Here is a 17330-nt window from a genome sequence, read left to right as displayed (position 1 = left end):
CGGCCGAACGCCGGGTGGGCGGCGCGCGCGGGAGCGGGGGCGGGCGAGCGGGGCGTGCGGCGACCGGGCAGCTGTGGTGTAAGCTGAAGAGAAAGTGCGCGGTGCACAGCGCAACGGGATGAGAACAAAGATATGAGACAGCACGGAAGAGAGCACAGGGGGAGCAGCCCTTCGGCTGATGCAAACGTATTAGTAAACGCGGTGTTTTTAACGCCCCGCTGAGGGGGGGGGGGGGGGGGGGGGGCGGGGGTGGGGGTGGTGCAGGAGGCACCGCGCCGTTCAAGTCTGCCCCCCACCTCCAACTCCTCCCCACAAGGGGGGAGGAGAGAGCCTCGCGATACGCGGCTTTGAAACCGCGGCCTCCAAGCGGGTGGAAGCGAGGTTCAGGCGACCTTCGGCAGCACCGCCTCGATCTGGGCCCGATGCGGCTCCAGCCCGGCGGGCAGCTTCAGGGCGGTGCCGAGGGACTCCACCGGCTCGTCCACGGCGAAGCCGGGGGCGTCGGTGGCGATCTCGAACAGCACGCCGCCGGGCTCGCGGAAATAGACCGACCGGAAATACTGGCGGTCCCGCTGCTCGGTGACCTGGAGGCCGAGCCCGGCGAGTTTTTCGGCCATCGCGGACTGGGCGGCGTCGTCCGCCGCCCGGAACGCGATGTGGTGGACCGAGCCCGCCCCCTGACGGCCGGGCAGGAAGCCGCCCACCGCCCGAAGGGTCACGAAACCGCCCAGCGCCGCGCTGCCGGCGAACCGGATCAGGTTGCCCTCGCGGGCCTCCTCGCGCAGGCCCAGCACCTCCGTGAGGATCGCGGCCGTGGCCTCTTCCGTCTCCAGAAGCAGCGTGACCCCGTGCAGGCCGCGGATCGCGTGCTCGGCCGGAACCTCGGCCGAGGCCCAGGCGGCCTCCGTCTCGGCGCCGTCGACGCCGACCAGCGCCAGCATCATCCCGTCCGGGTCGCGGAACCGCAGGGTCGGCGCGCCGAACACCTGGACCAGCGGCTCGTGGGCGACACCCGTCTCGATCAACCGGTGGGCCCACCAGCCGATCGAGCCGCGGGGCACCCGGAACGCGGTCTCCTGGGTCTCGCCGATCCCGACCCGGCCGGGGGCCGCATGCGCGATCGGGAAGAAGGTCAGGATCGTGCCGGGCTGCCCGGCCGCGTCGCCGTAATACAGGTGGTAGGTGCCCGGATCGTCGAAGTTGACGGTCTTCTTCACCAGCCGCTGGCCGAGCACGCGGGTGTGGAAGTCGAGGTTGCGCATTGCCGGGCCGGAAAAGGCCGTGACGTGGTGGAGGCCGGACTGCACCATGACGCTGTCTCCCGAGAAGCCGCCGCGGGTGCCGCGGGGCCGTTTGCGATGACGGCAATCTGGCCCTTGCCATCGCTCGCGAAAATAGAAACGCTGGAAACCCATCGTTTCCGGAATGCGACTCATGCGGCTTCCCGATTTCGAGGCTTGGGCGGTCTTCGCAAAGGTGGTGGAGGTGGGCTCTTTCGGCCGGGCCGCGGAGGATCTGGGCCTGTCGAAGGGCACCGTCTCGAAGGCGGTCGGCCGGCTTGAGGCGCGGATCGGCGCCCGGCTGTTCAACCGCACCTCGCGCAAGCTCGCCCTGACGGAGGCCGGCCACGCCGCCAAGGCCAGCGCCGCGCGGATCCTGGCGGAGGGCGAGGCCGCGGAGGCGCTGGCCATCGCGGGCGCCGCGGAGCCCCGCGGCCTCGTGCGCCTGGCCACGCCGATGACCTTCGGGGTGATGCATGTCGCGCCGCTGCTGCCGGATTTCCTGCGGCAGCACCCCGCCGTCTCGGTGGACCTGCACCTGTCCGACGCGGTGGTCGATCTCGTGGGTGGCGGCTTCGATATCGGCCTGCGCATCGCGGCCCTGCCGGATTCGTCCCTGCGCGCCCGGCGGCTCTGCGCGATCCGGCGCTCGCTGGTGGCCACGCCGGCCTATCTCGACCGGAACGGACGGCCCGACCATCCGGACGACCTCGCCCGCCACGCCTGCCTGGGCTACGCCTACCTGCCGACGCCCGACCGCTGGCGGTTCGTGGACGCGGCCGGCGCGGAGGCCGTGATCGTGCCGGGCGGCCCGTTGCGCGTGAACAACGCCGAGGCGCTGGCGCCGGCGCTCCGGGCCGGCCTCGGCCTCGCCCTGCAGCCGGACTTCATGATCTGGGACGACCTCGAAGCCGGGCGCCTGGAGCGGGTCCTGCCCGGCTGGGCGCCGCCGCCGATCGCGCTCCACCTCGTGACGCCCCCGGGCGACCCGCGTCCGGCCCGGATCACCGCCCTGATCGGCTATCTCAGTCAGAGGCTGGCCCAGGCCCCCTGGGCCGGCCCGGCACCGCGATAGCGGCCCGTGGTTTCGCATCCGACCGCCGCATGAGGTCCGCGGCCGGCGATGATGCATCCGCCCTCTCGGGTGGAGGGACAGTGTTAAGGTCGCCCGCACACGATCCCAGCCCGATCTAAGGCCCCGAGCACCGATCCGGCCGGGCGCAAGCACATCAAGGAACCCAGGGCGCGCGCGGGCGTTCGGTCCGACTTATACCAACGCGTCTGTCGGCATGATTTTATACAAATATTGTTGACTTGTTCGGTCGTATCTGGCGTGTTCCGCGAAGCTTAGATACCGACCCTTGCTTGACGGCGTCGGTGTCGGGAAGCGGTCGATCTCCAAGCGTCCGTTAGGCTGTTGATAGGCGCTTTAACGGGGCGGATGCGTTGCTTGATCGACCACGGAGTTGTCTCGAAGGCAGGGCCGCCGGTGTGCGGCCTCGCGTCCACCCGCTGACGCCGCCTGCGAGAACCATGCGTCGCGCAGCCCATCGGCCCGCTCCGGACACCCTGTCGGCGCGCCCGGCTCCCTCCAACGTGCCCCGCGCACGCGGCTCCCGGTTCGGGGCACGCCCATCCCTGTCCGCGAGGCCCTGATGTCCCCTGGGGCTCTCCCGCGATCTGCGCCCGATCGGCTCGTCCACAAGACCGTCGCGGCCGCCGTCGCCGAATCCCTGCGGCAGCGGATCCTGACCGGGGAGTTCCCGGCCGGCATGCAGCTGCGCCAGGACGCGCTGGCGGAAGAGTTCGGGATCAGCCGGATCCCGATCCGGGAGGCCCTGCTGCAGCTCAAAGCCACCGGCCTGATCAAGATCATGCCGCATCGCGGCGCTGTGGTCTCGGGCCTGTCGGTGGAGGAGGTGGAGGACATCTTCGCCCTCCGCGTCCAGCTGGAACCGGAGCTGCTGGTTCTCTCCGCGCGGCACTTCTCCGAGCAGGATTTCGAGGATCTGCACAGTCTCACCGAGGAATACAGCGCCGCCCTGGCGGCCAAGGAGATCCGGCGCTGGGGCGAGCTGAACCAGCGCTTCCATCTCGATCTGCTGCGGCACGCCGAGCGCCCGCGCTCGCTCAGCATCATTGCCGGCCTGCTGCAGGATTGCGACCGCCCGACCCGGCTCCAGCTCTCGGCCTCCGGGGATGTCGCCCGGGCCGACCGGGAGCACCGGGAGATCCTCGCCCTGTGCCAGGCCGGCCAGATCGACGCGGCGGCCGATCACCTGCGCAGCCATATCGCGTACGCCGCCCAATCCCTGATCGCGATCTACCGGCGCGCGCTCACGCCGTGAGGCGGCGGCCGCTCACTCCAGCTTCTCGGCGCGCCCCGCGAGCCGGCCCGGCAGGCCGGTCAGGCGGTCCTTCATCGCCAGCACCTTCTGGACCTTCGCGCCGAGGGTGAGGAGCTGCACCAGGCGCTCGGTGTCGAGGCGGCGCACGTCGGCGTACCAACCCGCAAAGAGCTCGAACAGGTCGTGCATCTCCCGGAGCCGGGCCTGGGCGTGACGCTCCGGCTCGGACTCGGCGTCCTGCATCAGCAATTCGCGCAGCAGGGTCAGGGTCGGGTCGATCTCGCGCTTCTTGCGCTCCTCGACCAGGGTGCGGACGATCTGCCAGATGTCCTCCGGGGTGGCGAAGTAGTCCCGCCGGTCGCCGGGCATGTGCTGCAGCCGCACGAGGTTCCAGGCCTGCAGCTCCTTGAGGCCCATGCTGACGTTGGAGCGCGAGACGCCCAACCGCTCAACGATCTCGTCGGCGTTGAGCGGTCGCTCGGCCACGAACAGCAGGGCGTAGATCTGCCCCACCGTCCGGTTGATGCCCCAGCGCGAGCCCATCTCGCCGAAATGCAGCACGAAGGTCTGGATCAGGGGAGGCAGGTGCACGGCGGCGATCCGTCGAACGGTTTGGGCCCCCGGGACCGCCGGGGTTTTTGCCGGCTTATCAGCTCTTGAGCCAGAACCGGAGGAACGTCGCCACGGCCCCGAGGCCGACGATGCTCCCGGCCCAGATGGCCGCGAACCAGGCGAGGCGTTTCCAGAGCGGGAGCGGGGTGGCGGGGGCCATCAGTGATACCCGTGCGCGTCGACCTTGCCGCGGAACACCCAGTAGGAATACGCGGTGTAGATCAGGATGATCGGGATCAGGACCGAGGCGCCGACCAGCATGAACATCTGGCTCGCCTCGGGTGCGGCGGCCTGCCAGATCGTGATCCGGCCCGGCACCACGTCGGGGAAGATGCTGATCCCGAGCCCCAGGAACGACAGGGCGAACAGGCCGAGCGCGATCAGGAACGGCGCCCGCTCGCCCCCGTCCCGCAGGGACCGCCACAGGGCGACGGTGGCCAGCGCGACCAGCAGCGGCACCTGCGCCGAGACCAGGACGTTCGGCATCGCCAGCCAGCGCTCGAAGTAGCGCCCCTGCAGGAACGGCGTAGCGGCGCTGACGAGCGCGATCGCCGCCACGGTGGCGAGGGTCAGGCGCTGGGCGAACCGGCGGGCCTGGAGCTGGAGCAGCCCTTCCGTGCGCATCACCAACCATGTCGCCCCGAGCAGCGCGTAGGCGACCACGAGGCTGACGCCGACCAGCAGGCTGAACGGGGTCAGCCAGTCCCACCAGCCGCCGGCATAGGCCCGGCCCTCGACCGCGATGCCCTGGAGCAGCGCGCCGAGCGCAATCCCCTGGGCGAGCGCCGCCACCACGGAGCCGCCCGTGAAGGCCACGTCCCAGGCCGCCCGGTGGCCGGGATCGCGCCAGCGGAACTCGAAGGCGACGCCCCGGAAGATCAGCCCGAGCAGCATCGCGATGATCGGCGCGTAGAGCGCCGGCAGGATCACCGCGTAGGCCAGCGGGAAGGCCGCGAACAGACCGCCGCCGCCCAGCACCAGCCAGGTCTCGTTGCCGTCCCAGACCGGGGCGACCGAGTTCATCGCGGTGTCGCGCTCCGGCCCCGGCCGCAGGGCCGGGAACAGGATCCCGATGCCGAGATCGAAGCCGTCCATGACGATGTAGGCGAAGACCGCGAAGGCGATCACGAACGCCCAGATCACGGTGAGATCGACGCTGTAGATCATGGCTGCCTCACTCGGCCGGCTGGAGGTGGCGGTCGGGATCGACCGCCGGGGCGGGGGTGATGCCGGCGGTGCGGATCGGCGCGCCGGGCTCGATCCCGGTCTCACCGGCATGGGGCGGCTGGGCCATCAGGCGCAGGATGTACAGAACCCCCATGGCGAAGACGGAAAAATAGATCACCACGAAGGCGGTGAGCGAGGCGGCCACCGCCGGGCCGTGGAGCGGCGAGGCGGATTGGGCGGTCCGCAGCAGGCCATAGACTGTGTAGGGCTGGCGCCCGACCTCGGTGGTGATCCAGCCGGCCAGCACCGCCACGAACCCGGCGGGGCCCATGGCCACCGCGAAGCGGTGCAGCGGGCTCCACTGGTAGAGCGCCCCGCGCCAGCGCGCGAGCAGGCTGGTCGCGCCGAGGAGCAGCATCAGCATGCCCAGCCCGACCATGATGCGGAACGACCAGAACACGATCGGCACCGGCGGCCAGTCCTTCCGGGGCAGGCTGTCGAGGCCGGCGAGCGGCGCGTCGAGGCTGTGCTTGAGCACGAGCGAGGACAGCTTCGGGATCTCCACCGCGTAGCGGATCGTGCCGGCCTCCTGGTCGGGCAGGCCGAACAGCACGAGCGGCGCCCCGTCCGGATGGCTCTGGAAGTGGCCCTCCATGGCCATGACCTTGGCGGGCTGGTGCTCCAGGGTGTTGAGGCCGTGGGCGTCGCCGGCGAAGATCTGGACCGGCGCCACCAGGGCGGCCATCCACATCGCCATCGAGAACATCGTCCGGGCCGCCGGGTTGGCCCGGTCGCGCAGCAGGTGCCAGGCGCCCACCGCGCCGACCACGAGCGCCGTCGTCAGGTAGGCCGCCAGCACCATGTGGACGAGGCGGAACGGGAAGGACGGGTTGAACACGATCGCCCACCAGTCCAGCGGCACGAACTGCCCCTCGGCGTTGGTGCCGTAGCCCGCCGGCGTCTGCATCCAGGAATTCACCGACAGGATCCAGAACGCCGAGAAGAAGGTCCCGAACGCCACCATCAGGGTCGCGGCGAAGTGCAGGCGCGGCCCGACCTTGCTCATCCCGAACAGCATCACCCCGAGGAAGCCCGCCTCGAGGAAGAAGGCCGACAGCACCTCGTAGGCCATCATCGGGCCGAGCACCGGGCCAGTCTTGTCCGAGAAGACCGACCAGTTGGTGCCGAACTGGTAGGACATCACCAGGCCGGAGACGACGCCCATGGCGAACGCGATGGCGAAGATCTTCAGCCAGTACTTGAACAGGTCCATGAAGACCTGCCGCCCGGTGGCGAGCCACAGGCCCTCCAGCACCGCGAGGAAGCTTGCCAACCCGATCGAGAAGGCCGGGAACACGATGTGGAACGCCACCGTGAAGCCGAACTGGATGCGGGCGAGGATCAGGGGGTCGAGGGTGTCGAGCACGACGAATCTCCGGCTCGGGATCAGCGCCTTGATCTATAGCAATTTCAGAAATTTCTGAAAAGTCGATAATTTCCGAATCGCGACGCGGCCCTGTCGCGCGCACTGGTCAGCCCCTTCCTCCGGGCCTGGACGCGCGGGCGCGGACGCGGCAGGCTCACGCCGTTCCCCCCATGCCGGGACCTTGCAGGCCGGGCGCCCGCCCTCGGGTCGCCTCACCGCGAGACGCCCCGCGCCCGGACAGTACGAGAGCCGTCGACCCCATGGCTGAATCCGCCGCCGTCGCCATCGATCCCACCGCCTCGCCCGTCGACCTCGCCGCCGCGCTCTCGGAGCGCATCCGCGGCATCGGCACGAGCCAGATCGGCCTGGTGGCGGATCGCGGCCGGGACGATCCGGACGTGGTCAAGCTCTGGATCGGCGAGGGCGACCTGCCGACGCCGCCCTTCATCGTCGAGGCGGCCCACCGGGCGATGCAGGCCGGGCACACCCGCTACACCACGTCGCTGGGCCTGCCGGCCCTGCGGGCGGCGCTTTCCGCCTATCACGCCCGGCACTGGGGCGTGGACGTCCCGGCGGACCGCTTCGCCGTCACGGCCGGGGGCATGAACGCGATCATGCAGGCGGCCCAGGCCCTGCTGGAGCCGGGCGACGAGATCCTTATCCCCGCCCCGGCCTGGCCGAACCTCGCCGAGGCGGTCCGTATCACCGGCGGCGTGCCGGTGACGGTGCCCTACCGGATCCAGCCGGACGGTCGCTTCACGCTGCCGCTCGCCGACATCGAAGCGGCGCTGACGCCGCGCACCCGGGTGATCATGGTCAATTCGCCCTCGAACCCGACCGGCTGGACCATGCCGCGCGCCGAGATGACGGCCCTGCGCGACCTCGCCCGCGAACGCGGCCTGTGGATTCTCTCCGACGAGGTCTACGCGCACTTCACCTACGGCAATCAGATCGCGCCGTCCTTCCTGCAGATCTGCACGGAGGACGACCGGCTGATCGTCACCAACACCTTCTCGAAGAACTGGGCGATGACCGGCTGGCGCGCCGGCTGGGTGATCTTCCCCCGGGGCCTGGCGCCGACCTTCGCCAAGCTCGGCCAGTACAGCACCACCTCGATCCCGACCTTCATCCAGCACGCCTGCATCGCGGCCCTCGACGAAGGCGACGGCTTCATCCGCACCATGGTCGACCGCTGCGCCGAGGCTCGGACGATCCTGGTGGAGGGGCTGGCGCGCCTGCCCGGCGTGACGGTGGCGCCGCCGGAGGGCGCCTTCTACCTCATGCCCCGGATCGCCGGCGACGAGCCGAGCCTCGAACTCGCCTACCGCCTGCTGCGCGATGCCAAGGTCGGCGTCGCGCCGGGCACCGCCTTCGGCCCCGCGGGGGAAGGCCTGATCCGCATCTGCTTCGCCATCAGCCCGGAGCTGGCCCGGGAGGCGGTGCGGCGGTTGTCGGGGGTGTTGGGGACGGGTTCGGCCGGACGGGCGAACTGATTCGGAGGGCGGCGTTTCAACTCCGGCGTCAGCGTGGGGATCCCCTCGCCTCGCTCGCGGGGCTGCCGGCTCTCCACATCGTCGGATGAAGCGCTGGTCCCTCTCCCGTGCGGGAGAAGGACAGGGTGAGGGATGCGACGTTTCCGGAAAGACCTGTCCCCTCACCCCAACCCTCTCCCGCACGGGCTACGATGTTCACACAACGGCTTGCGGAAGGTGCGGCGCGCTCTCCTCCCCCTTGCGGGGAGGAGTTGGAGGTGGGGGTCGCTCAGACGGCACCACTGCGCCTTATCCGGCACCACCCCCACCCCTGACCCCTCCCCGCAAGGGGGAGGGGAAACGCGTTGTGTTTCAGAGGCTTGCGACGGAGCTTTTTCAGTGTGAATCCGTTAGCCCGCACGGGAGAGGGAGTCCGTCGCGTCTCACGGACGCCGATGTGAGCCTCACAGCGAGGGCGGGCCGCGCGCCCGTCAGACCGCCGCCCGCCCCTGGCAAATAACCCTCACCGCCCCCAGCGCAGCACCAGCGCATCGTTGCGCCGGGCCAATTCGATCAGCGCGGCCCGCGTGTCGGGGTGGAGCGGCTGGAGCGGCAGGCGGGCGGTCTCGTGGGCGATGATGCCGCCCTCGGCCATCAGCGCCTTGCAGGCCAGGAGCCCGCATTGCCGGTTCTCGTGGTTGATCAGCGGCAGCCAGCGCGCGTAGGCGTCGAGCGCGTCGCTCCGGCGGCCGGCCGCGTAGGCGTCGGTGATCTGGCGGATGCCGTCCGGATAGGCGCCGCCGGTCATCGCCCCGGTGGCGCCGGCATCGAGATCGGCCATCAGGGTGATCGCCTCCTCGCCGTCCCACGGCCCGACCACCGCGTCGCCGCCCTGCGCGATCAGCTCGCGCAGCTTGCCCGCCGCCCCCGGGGTCTCGATCTTGAAGTAGGAGACGTGTTCGATCTCCCGGGCCATGCGGGCCAGGAATCCGGCCGAGAGCGGCGTGCCGGCCACCGGGGCGTCCTGGATCATGATCGGGATCGAGATCGCGTCCGAGACCCCGCGGAAGAAGTCGTAGACGCCGAGGTCCGGCACCCGGATCGTGGCGCCGTGATAGGGCGGCATGACCATCACCATGGCGGCCCCGGCCTCTTGCGCGCGGCGCGAGCGCTCGGCGCAGACCTGCGTGGCGAAGTGCGTGGTCGTCACGATCACCGGCACCCGGCCGGCGACGTGGTCGAGCACCGCATGCATCACGGTCTCGCGCTCGGCATCGGTGAGGACGAACTGCTCGGAAAAGTTCGCCAGGATGCAGATGCCGTGGCTGCCGGCGTCGATCATGAAGTCGATCGCCCGGCGCTGCCCGTCGAGATCGAGGGCGCCCGACGCGTCGAACACCGTGGGGGCGACCGGGAAGACGCCCCGGTAGGGCTGGGCCGTCGAGCTCATGCGCGATCCTCCGCCGGAGCGGGCCGCACGCCCCGGCTCACAGAACAAGACCGGTCCGGGCCACTCCGGGGCCACGCGGCCGCCCCGGATCGGCATCACGCCGGCACTGTGCCCAAGGATCATCCGAGATCAACGCCCGTCCCGGCGCCGGCTCGACAAAAGCGGCGATGTGTTTGGGCTGAGCCGGGAGGACGGCCGCAAGCCTTGGACGCTCAGAACGACCCGGGACGGGCGCGAGAAATCTTATTCCTTACCGACGGCCGGGACGCCTGATCGGTGCTCGACCATCCAACCCGTCATTTCAAGCCTCTGACGTGGTACCGGGGACCCGGAAACATTGGCCAATCAAAGTCTTGCCCCGTCATCAGCTCTGCGTTCACGCCCTACCCCGGCACGCGGACGCTTCGATCGCCGCAGGCAGCCGAAGAAGCATCCTGCGGGAAACCCAGGACGTCTTGGAAAACTCTGCTCCCGCCCCGAAACCCCGTCCCAGGGCACCGTAGGCGCCGCCGGCGCCGCTTGGTATAGGATCCCCGGCTCGGCGCCGTCGGTGACGATCGGCGACGCGCCGCACCCGTTTCCCACCCATTCCCGAGCCGTCCGCGCCGCCGTCCCGGACAGGCGGCCGGGATGGATGATCGTCTCGCTCTGGAGGTCTTCGTGATGCGTCTTGTCTCCGCCGCCCGCGTGGCCGTTTTCGCCGCCGCGGCGCTTCTCATGGGCGCGTCCGCGCGGGCCGAGGACCTCGACGCGATCCGGGCCGCCAAGACCCTGCGGATCGGCACCGAGGGGACCTACGCGCCGTTCAGCTTCCACGACGCCTCCGGGGCGCTGGCCGGGTTCGACGTGGAGATCGGCCGCAAGGTCGCCGAGAAGCTCGGCGTCACGCCGCAATTCGTCGAGGGCAAGTGGAACGGCCTGATCGCCGGGCTCGATGCCAAGCGCTACGACGTGGTGATCAACCAGGTCAGCATCACCAAGGAGCGCCAGGCGAAGTTCGACTTCTCCGAGCCGTATATCCGCTCCCGGGCGGTGGTGATCACCCGGGCCGACAACGGCACGATCAAGTCCTTCGCCGACCTGAAGGGCAAGAAATCCGCCCAGAGCCTGAGCAGCAATTTCGCCCGGCTGGCCACCGAGGCCGGCGCCGAGCCGGTCGGCACCGACGGGTTCGACCAGTCGATCCAGCTGGTCGTCACCGGCCGCGCCGACGCGACCATCAACGACAACCTGTCCTTCCTCGACTTCCACAAGAAGCAGCCGAACGCCCCGGTGAAGATCGTCGCCCAGAAGGACGACGCCGACGCCTCCGGCATCCTCCTGCGCAAGAACAACCCCGCCCTGAAGGCGGCGCTCGACAAGGCGCTCGCCCAGATCAAGGCCGACGGCAGCTACGCGGCGATCGCGCAGACATATTTCGGGGCGGACGTTTCGCAGTAGGCGGGTCTTCGCCTGGAGGCAGGGGCCGGACATACGCGCCTCTCTCTGCAGGCTACGATGTTCATACATCGTCTTCGGCGGGGCGCGACCCGCTCTCCTCCCCCTTGCGGGGAGGAGTTGGAGGTGGGGGTGGTGCAGAAGGCACCGCCGAGCCGCATGCGGAACCACCCCCACCCCTGACCCCTCCCCGCAAGGGGGAGGGGAAAACCCGTGGCGGCTCCGGCGCTTACGACCGAACGTGATGCGTGAATCCGCTAGCCCGCACGGGAGAGGGGATCCGCGCCTCGTCCGGAGAGGTGTGGGTCCGTTCGCCTCTGCGGGGAGAGGGAGCGTGGCGCCTCCGGAGCGGGCGTCCCTTCAAGCCCCGGGCGATCCCCAGCTGGCCAAGCCAAAAATCCCCCGCGCGATCCGCGGCGCAAAGCCGTATAGACCGTCGCCCGATCCCGCAGGAAACACCGCCCCGTGCCGCACTGGCTCGACCTCATGCTCCAGTCGCTCAGGCCGCTGCTCGAAGCCTGTCTCCGGTTCACGATACCGCTGACGCTGATCGCCTTCGCGCTCGGGTTGAGCCTCGCGCTGGTGATCGCCCTCGCGCGGCTGTTCGGGCCCCGGCCGCTGGCGGCGCTCGCCTGGACCTATGTCTGGATCTTCCGGGGCACGCCGCTCCTCGTGCAGCTGTTCGTGATCTTCTACGGCCTGCCGAGCGTCGGCATCCTGATCGACGCGTTTCCCGCCGCGGTGATCGGCTTCACCCTCAATATCGGCGCCTACGCGTCCGAGATCATGCGCGCCGCCATCGCGTCGATCCCGAAGGGGCAGTGGGAGGCCGCCTACGCCACCGGCATGACCCCGGCCCAGGCGATGCGGCGCACGATCTTGCCCCAGGCGGCGCGGGTGGCGGTGCCGTCCCTGTCCAACACCTTCATCGCCCTGGTGAAGGACACCTCGCTCGCCGCCGCCATCACCGTGCCGGAGATGTTCCAGGCGGCCCAGCGCATCGTCGCGGTGACCTACGAGCCGCTGATCCTCTACGTCGAGGCGGCGCTCATCTACCTCGTGCTCTGCTCCGCCCTGTCCTGGCTCCAGAGCGGGCTGGAGCGGCGCCTCGGGCGCTACGGCGGCTACCTGGAGGCCCGCGCATGATCGCCCTCCAGGCCATCGAGAAGCGCTTCGGCGACACCCCGATCCTGCGCGGCGTCGATCTCACGGTGCCGGAGGGCCGGGTCACGGCGCTGATCGGCCCGTCGGGCTCGGGCAAGTCGACGCTGCTGCGCTGCGTGAACCTGCTGGAGATACCGCAGGCCGGCACGCTGGTGCTCGGCGCCCTGCGCCTCGACTTCCGGCCCGGCGCGGCGCCGGCCCGGCGGGACGTGCTGGCCGTCCGGCGCCAGACCGGCATGGTGTTCCAGAACTTCCAGCTGTTCCCCCACCGCACGGTGATCGAGAACGTCACCGAGGGGCTGATCACCGTGGGCCAATGGCCCAAGGAGGCAGCGCGCACCCGGGCCCTGGAGCTGCTGGAGCGGGTCGGCCTCGCGCAGAAGGCCGAGGCCTGGCCGGCGAGCCTCTCGGGCGGCCAGCAGCAGCGGGTGGCGATCGCCCGGGCGCTGGCCCCCTCCCCGCGCCTGCTGCTCTGCGACGAGCCGACCTCGGCGCTCGATCCCGAGCTCGCCGCCGAGGTGGTGGACGTGCTGGCCGGCCTCGCCCGCGAGGGCATGACCATGCTGATGGCGACCCACGACCTGCGCCTCGCCCGCCGGGTCGCCGACACGGTGGTGTTCCTCGACGGCGGCACGGTGGTGGAGCAGGGACCGCCGGCCGAGCTGTTCGCCCGGCCCGCCGATCCGCGCACCCGCCGCTTCGTCCAGACGCTGCTCGGCGAAGGCGGCGCCTGAGGATCAGCCGGACAGGCAGCGCAGGCTCAACAGGTCGTCGAGGGTGAGCGCGGTGCCGAAGACCAGGGGCCGCCAGGCCGGCATCGTCGCCAGGATCAGCGCCGCGCCGAGGACGAGCCAGGGGACGAACGCCGGCAGGGCGGCGCGCTGAAGCCTCACGCCACCCGCTCCCGGCGGCCGGCCCGGACCAGCAGCGCGCCGGCGATCAGCATGGCGACACCCCAGGCCAGGAACCCCACATCCCAGAACACCCACTGGTCCCGGGGCATCGCCTCGTTGACGTGGTGCACGCCGAGGATCTGGTGGTCGATCACGCCCTCGACGCTGTTGAACAGGCCCCAGCCGACCAGCAGCGACCCAACCAGCAGCTTGTTCGACCAGGACAGGTGCCCGCGATGGGCCGCCCGCCACAGGATGAACAGCCCGAGCACCACGAACACGTAGGTGGCGCTGTGGAAGATCCCGTCCCAGCGGGTGTTCAACTCGAGATTGGCGATGGAATCGATCGGGTACCAGCTGCTCAGCATGTGATGCCATTGCAGGATCTGGTGCAGCACGATCCCGTCGAAGAACCCGCCGAGCCCCAGCCCGAACAGGATCCCGGCGCTCAGCGGGAACGCGCGGGTCTCGGATGCGGCCGTTCTCATGGCGATCTCCCGGCGCGGTTCATCACGCGGTCTTGGATTCGACTTGCGTCACGCGCGCCGCGTCGTCGACCGCGGAGACCAGCCAGAAATAAACCCCGAGCCCACCCAGAAACACCGCCAGCCCGAGCCAGGTCGCCGTCGACGCAAGGCCCGGCCCGGCGATGGCGAGCGCTCCGCTGTGCCCGGCCATCAGGTCGGCGCCGGCAAGCAGCACGCCGACGCAGCTCTCGCCGACCAGGAACCCCGAGGCGAGGAGCACACCGCGGCGGCGGGCGGCCCCGAGCACGGCCTCCCGCCTGGGCCCCCGGACCCGGCCGCGCAGCCGGCGCTCGGCGAGCCAGCCGAGGAGGCCGCCGATCGCGATGGTCATCTCGACAGAGAGCGGCAGGTACATGCCGATCCCCACGGTGAGCGCCGGGAAGGTGAGGTCGCGCCGCCGCAGCCGCGCCTCGACCGCCACCAGCACCACGCCGAGCCCGGCGCCGATCAGCACCATCGTCCAGGGCAACGCGCCCTGCGTGATGCCCGTGGCGATCTGGGTCATCAGGGCGGCCTGGGGCGCCGCCATGGCGCTTCCCGGATCGAGCCCCTCGCGCAAGGGCGCGCCGACGAAGCCGTAGGCCTGGTAGAGCAGCTCGAGCAGCGGCGCGATCACCAGCGAGCCGACTCCGACCCCGATGATCAGCGCGATCTGCTGGTGCCAGGGGGTGGCGCCGACCACCTGCCCGGTCTTGAGATCCTGCAGGTTGTCGTTGGCGATCGACGCGGTGGTGACGATGACCGCGGTGAGGAGCAGCGCCATGGCGGTGACGAATTTTTCGCCGTCCGGGCCGCCGACCTGGCCGAGGAAGAGCGGCAAGAGCAGCGCGGTCGCGATGGTGGTGAGGATGCCGATCCCCGAGATCGGGCTCGACGAGGAGCCGAGCAGCCCGGCGAGGTAGCCGCAAGCGGCGGCCATCAGGAAGCCGAACAGCACCGCGAACAGGGTCGCGGCGAGCGCCAGCGCGATCAGCGTCCCGCCGAGCCCGGCCGGTTCGGCGAAGGCGTGAAACAGCAGCGCCAGCGGCACGCACAGGGCGAGCGCCCCGGCCCCGACCCAGGCGATCGGCAGGTCGCGCTCCTCGCGCGGGTGGTCGGCGCCGAGGCTGCTGCCGGCGGTCGACAGGGCGGTGCGGATGCTGGACGCGATCGGCCGGGCGAGCGACGCCACGGTCCAGAGCCCGCCCACCGCGATGATGCCGGCCCCCATCAGCCGGACCTGCTCGGACCAGACCGCCTCGGCGGCCTGCCCGGCGGTCTTGCCCGCATCGGGCGCGAGCGCGGTGAGCACCGGCACCGCGATCCCCCAGGCGATCACGACGCCCGTCAGCAAGGCCAGGCAGGCGCCGATGCCGACCAGATAGCCGACCCCGACCAGCGCCAGGGAAAAGCCGGTGCCGGTGCGGAAGACGGCGCCGCCGAGGCTGATCGCGCCGGAGAGCCCCTCGCCCAGCACCTTCAGGCCGGTGGTGGCGAACCCGATCGCCCCGGCGATCCCGGCCGCCGCCAGCAGGTCGCGCAGCCCCTGGCTCCCGGCCTCGTCCTGTCCGGTCTTCAGGACCTCGGCGGCGGCCACGCCTTCCGGGTAAGGCAGGTCGCTGCCCGCCACGAGAGCGCGGCGCAGGGGGATCGAGAAGGCGACGCCGAGCAGCCCGCCCAGCGCGCAGACCGCCGTGGTCTGCCAGAACGGGAAGCCGCTCCAATGCCCGATCAGCACGAGGCCCGGCAGGACCAGGATGACGTTGCACAGGGTTCCGGCCGCCGAGGCCTGGGTCTGGACGATGTTGTTCTCGAGGATGCCGGCGCCCCCCATCAGCCGGAACGCGCCCATCGAGATCATCGCGGCCGGGATCGAGGACGAGAACGTCATCCCGGTCTTCAGGCCCATGTAGAGGTTGGCCGCCATGAACACGACCGTGATGGCCGCCCCCAGCACGATGCCGCGCAGGGTCAGTTCCGCCTGATGGCCCAGGCCCACCGGCCGCGTCGGATTGCGGGCGTCCATCCTGCCCCCGTGATGTCGTCTCGCAAACCACCGGGGTCGCGAAAGCTATCCCGCCTGCGGCGTTCCGACGGGTTCGGGCGTTTGCGGCGGGGGAGCGGCACCCGGCTCGGGGCTCCGGAGCGACGGGACATCCGCGCCCGGGGCCGGCATGGGGGCGGGTTCGCCTGCAACGATCTGAGCGATCGCGGGTTTGAGGATCCCAAACCCAGTCCCGGGACGGTGGCGCGCAGCCTCCAGCGGCCCGCCTCGAAGAAGGGAGACGGATCGGGAGCGCTTCCCGATCCCATCCGGCCAGCATCCGGCCGAACTCGGGGCCGAACTTCTTATCCGATCCCATCCGCTTTATGTGAGCTGTGGAGCCGATCGTTCCCGTGATGGTCGCGCCCGATATACAGACGCACACCATCCGGGCTACCGATCCTTGCACACAGTCCTCTCGACGCGCGAAGCAGACAAGACGGCCCGCTTCAAACTGTGGCGCGAGGTTCTGTACGATCGGATGGGCCCGATCGAGCTGAGCCATCTCTGCGACGAACCGTTCGAGGGACTGATACAGGCGGCCGATGTCGGCTCCTTGCGGATCACGCGCATCCGCGAAAGCCGCGTTCGGTCGGAGATCACCGCCGACACGCTGCGCCGGCGCGAGCGGACCCAGACCGTCTTCGCGCTGATCCAGCTCGCGGGCCGCTCGGTCAACATCCAGGACGGCCGAGAAGCCGTGCAGACGGCCGGCGAGATCGTGGTGCTGGCAGACCGGCCGAACGTGCATGTCTCGGGTGTCAACGATCGGTCCCTCGTCCTCGAACTGCCGATCGCCCCCCTGGAGCGCATGCTCGGCCCGACCCGGCACTTCACGGCGCTGACCTTCGGGTCCAGGGGCGGCACCGGTCCGCTGGTGCGAACCTTCTTCGAAGAACTCGTTCGCGTTCACGAGAAGCTTCCGGCCAGTTCCGCGGAGCGTATGGCCGGTGTCGGCATCGATCTGATCATGGCCGGCCTCGCCGAGCGCTTGGCCCAGGAGGTCCCGCGGCCGCTCCACGGCACCGTCCTGGTCCAGCGCGCCAAGGCGTATGTCGCGGCGAACCTCAGCGACCCGAATCTCGACCCGCCGCGCCTCGCGGCGGCGGTGGGGGTCTCGCTGCGACGGCTGCAGGAGCTGTTCCACGAGCGCGGCCAGCACATCTCGGACTGGATCTGGCAGCGCAGGCTGGACGCCGCCGTCGAGCGCCTGGCTGATCCGGGCTGCGCCCACATCCCGATCGGTCACGTGTCCTATGGAAGCGGCTTCGCCAACCAGGCCCATTTCGCCCGGCGCTTCAAGGCCCGCTACGGCCTGAGCCCGAGCGCGTATCGGACCGCTGCCCGCACCAAGACGCCATAGGCTAGCCTTTGAGACGCGACGTTCGCCACGCCCTGCGCATCGCGGGCGCGCTCGCGGCCGGCGATGCGCAGCCGGGCGAAGACTGTCCGGCGATCCGGGCATCCGAGATGAGCGCGCGATATCGAACGGGCGCCCCCTCCTCCCGACAGTTGGTTTCCAGCCACCGGG

16 protein-coding genes are annotated in these 17330 nt (G+C 70.5%); 7 read left to right on the top strand and 9 right to left on the bottom strand.

Annotation, left to right across the window (positions count from 1 at the left end):
- Window positions 1-383: 383 nt before the first annotated feature.
- Window positions 384-1310 carry a ring-cleaving dioxygenase gene (locus MKK65_RS01910; RefSeq protein WP_243954836.1) on the bottom strand — a complete coding sequence of 309 codons (927 nt, stop codon included), beginning with the start codon at window positions 1308-1310 and terminating at the stop codon, window positions 384-386.
- 124 nt (window positions 1311-1434) lie between these two features.
- Here MKK65_RS01910 and MKK65_RS01905 point away from each other — a divergent pair, with 124 nt between their 5' ends.
- Both MKK65_RS01905 and MKK65_RS01900 read left to right on the top strand, forming a co-directional pair.
- Window positions 1435-2355 carry a LysR family transcriptional regulator gene (locus MKK65_RS01905; RefSeq protein WP_243954834.1) on the top strand — a complete coding sequence of 307 codons (921 nt, stop codon included), beginning with the start codon at window positions 1435-1437 and terminating at the stop codon, window positions 2353-2355.
- A gap of 580 nt (window positions 2356-2935) precedes the next feature.
- On the top strand, window positions 2936-3628 hold the full coding sequence (locus MKK65_RS01900; protein WP_243954832.1) for a GntR family transcriptional regulator: 693 nt from the start codon (window positions 2936-2938) through the stop codon (window positions 3626-3628).
- A 12-nt stretch (window positions 3629-3640) separates the two neighbouring features.
- On the opposite strand, the gene MKK65_RS01895 is transcribed toward MKK65_RS01900, so the two are convergent.
- Genes MKK65_RS01895 through MKK65_RS01880 form a run of 4 tightly spaced genes read right to left on the bottom strand, consistent with a single transcriptional unit; the run spans window position 3641 to window position 6833 of the window.
- Window positions 3641-4219: a GbsR/MarR family transcriptional regulator gene (locus MKK65_RS01895; protein ID WP_058192809.1), complete on the bottom strand. Its 579-nt coding sequence runs from the start codon at window positions 4217-4219 to the stop codon at window positions 3641-3643.
- 58 nt (window positions 4220-4277) lie between these two features.
- Window positions 4278-4400 carry a DUF2474 family protein gene (locus tag MKK65_RS01890; RefSeq protein WP_243954830.1) on the bottom strand — a complete coding sequence of 41 codons (123 nt, stop codon included), beginning with the start codon at window positions 4398-4400 and terminating at the stop codon, window positions 4278-4280.
- Window positions 4400-5407, bottom strand: coding sequence for a cytochrome d ubiquinol oxidase subunit II (cydB, locus tag MKK65_RS01885; protein ID WP_243954828.1), 1008 nt, complete (start codon window positions 5405-5407; stop codon window positions 4400-4402). Before cydB ends, MKK65_RS01890 begins: the two co-directional genes overlap by 1 nt.
- Before the next feature lie 7 nt (window positions 5408-5414).
- The gene (locus tag MKK65_RS01880; protein ID WP_243954826.1) at window positions 5415-6833 is read right to left on the bottom strand and encodes a cytochrome ubiquinol oxidase subunit I; all 1419 of its coding nucleotides are present in this window, start codon (window positions 6831-6833) and stop codon (window positions 5415-5417) included.
- A 260-nt stretch (window positions 6834-7093) separates the two neighbouring features.
- On the opposite strand from MKK65_RS01880, the gene MKK65_RS01875 reads away from it, so the two are divergent.
- Window positions 7094-8326 carry a pyridoxal phosphate-dependent aminotransferase gene (locus MKK65_RS01875; RefSeq protein ID WP_243954824.1) on the top strand — a complete coding sequence of 411 codons (1233 nt, stop codon included), beginning with the start codon at window positions 7094-7096 and terminating at the stop codon, window positions 8324-8326.
- A gap of 502 nt (window positions 8327-8828) precedes the next feature.
- Here MKK65_RS01875 and MKK65_RS01870 read toward each other — a convergent pair.
- The gene (locus tag MKK65_RS01870) at window positions 8829-9755 is read right to left on the bottom strand and encodes a dihydrodipicolinate synthase family protein (RefSeq protein ID WP_243954822.1); all 927 of its coding nucleotides are present in this window, start codon (window positions 9753-9755) and stop codon (window positions 8829-8831) included.
- A 663-nt stretch (window positions 9756-10418) separates the two neighbouring features.
- Between MKK65_RS01870 and MKK65_RS01865 the strand changes: the two genes are divergently transcribed.
- The 3 genes from MKK65_RS01865 (at window position 10419) to MKK65_RS01855 (ending at window position 13090) form a co-directional block, all read left to right on the top strand.
- A complete protein-coding gene (locus MKK65_RS01865; protein ID WP_243954842.1) occupies window positions 10419-11195 on the top strand; it encodes an amino acid ABC transporter substrate-binding protein in 777 nt (258 codons plus the stop codon).
- A gap of 462 nt (window positions 11196-11657) precedes the next feature.
- Window positions 11658-12338: an amino acid ABC transporter permease gene (locus MKK65_RS01860; RefSeq protein WP_243954820.1), complete on the top strand. Its 681-nt coding sequence runs from the start codon at window positions 11658-11660 to the stop codon at window positions 12336-12338.
- On the top strand, window positions 12335-13090 hold the full coding sequence (locus MKK65_RS01855) for an amino acid ABC transporter ATP-binding protein (protein ID WP_243954818.1): 756 nt from the start codon (window positions 12335-12337) through the stop codon (window positions 13088-13090). Before MKK65_RS01860 ends, MKK65_RS01855 begins: the two co-directional genes overlap by 4 nt.
- Window positions 13091-13093: 3 nt before the next feature.
- Here MKK65_RS01855 and MKK65_RS01850 read toward each other — a convergent pair whose 3' ends face one another.
- From MKK65_RS01850 to MKK65_RS01840, 3 genes are read right to left on the bottom strand one after another with little or no spacing between them, the layout of a single operon-like run.
- Entirely contained in the window at window positions 13094-13249 is a 156-nt protein-coding gene (locus tag MKK65_RS01850; protein WP_201025767.1) for a hypothetical protein, read from the bottom strand.
- Complete coding sequence (locus MKK65_RS01845) at window positions 13246-13737, bottom strand: DUF2243 domain-containing protein (RefSeq protein WP_243954816.1); 492 nt, start codon at window positions 13735-13737, stop codon at window positions 13246-13248. Before MKK65_RS01845 ends, MKK65_RS01850 begins: the two co-directional genes overlap by 4 nt.
- A gap of 22 nt (window positions 13738-13759) precedes the next feature.
- Window positions 13760-15781, bottom strand: coding sequence for an OPT family oligopeptide transporter (locus MKK65_RS01840; protein WP_243954814.1), 2022 nt, complete (start codon window positions 15779-15781; stop codon window positions 13760-13762).
- A 421-nt stretch (window positions 15782-16202) separates the two neighbouring features.
- On the opposite strand from MKK65_RS01840, the gene MKK65_RS01835 reads away from it, so the two are divergent.
- Window positions 16203-17162, top strand: coding sequence for a helix-turn-helix domain-containing protein (locus MKK65_RS01835; RefSeq protein ID WP_279596448.1), 960 nt, complete (start codon window positions 16203-16205; stop codon window positions 17160-17162).
- Window positions 17163-17330: the final 168 nt, after the last annotated feature.

Source organism: Methylobacterium sp. J-001 (assembly GCF_022829565.1).
In the GTDB taxonomy this organism is placed as follows: Bacteria; Pseudomonadota; Alphaproteobacteria; order Rhizobiales; family Beijerinckiaceae; genus Methylobacterium.
This window is presented reverse-complemented; position numbering and strand designations above follow the sequence as displayed.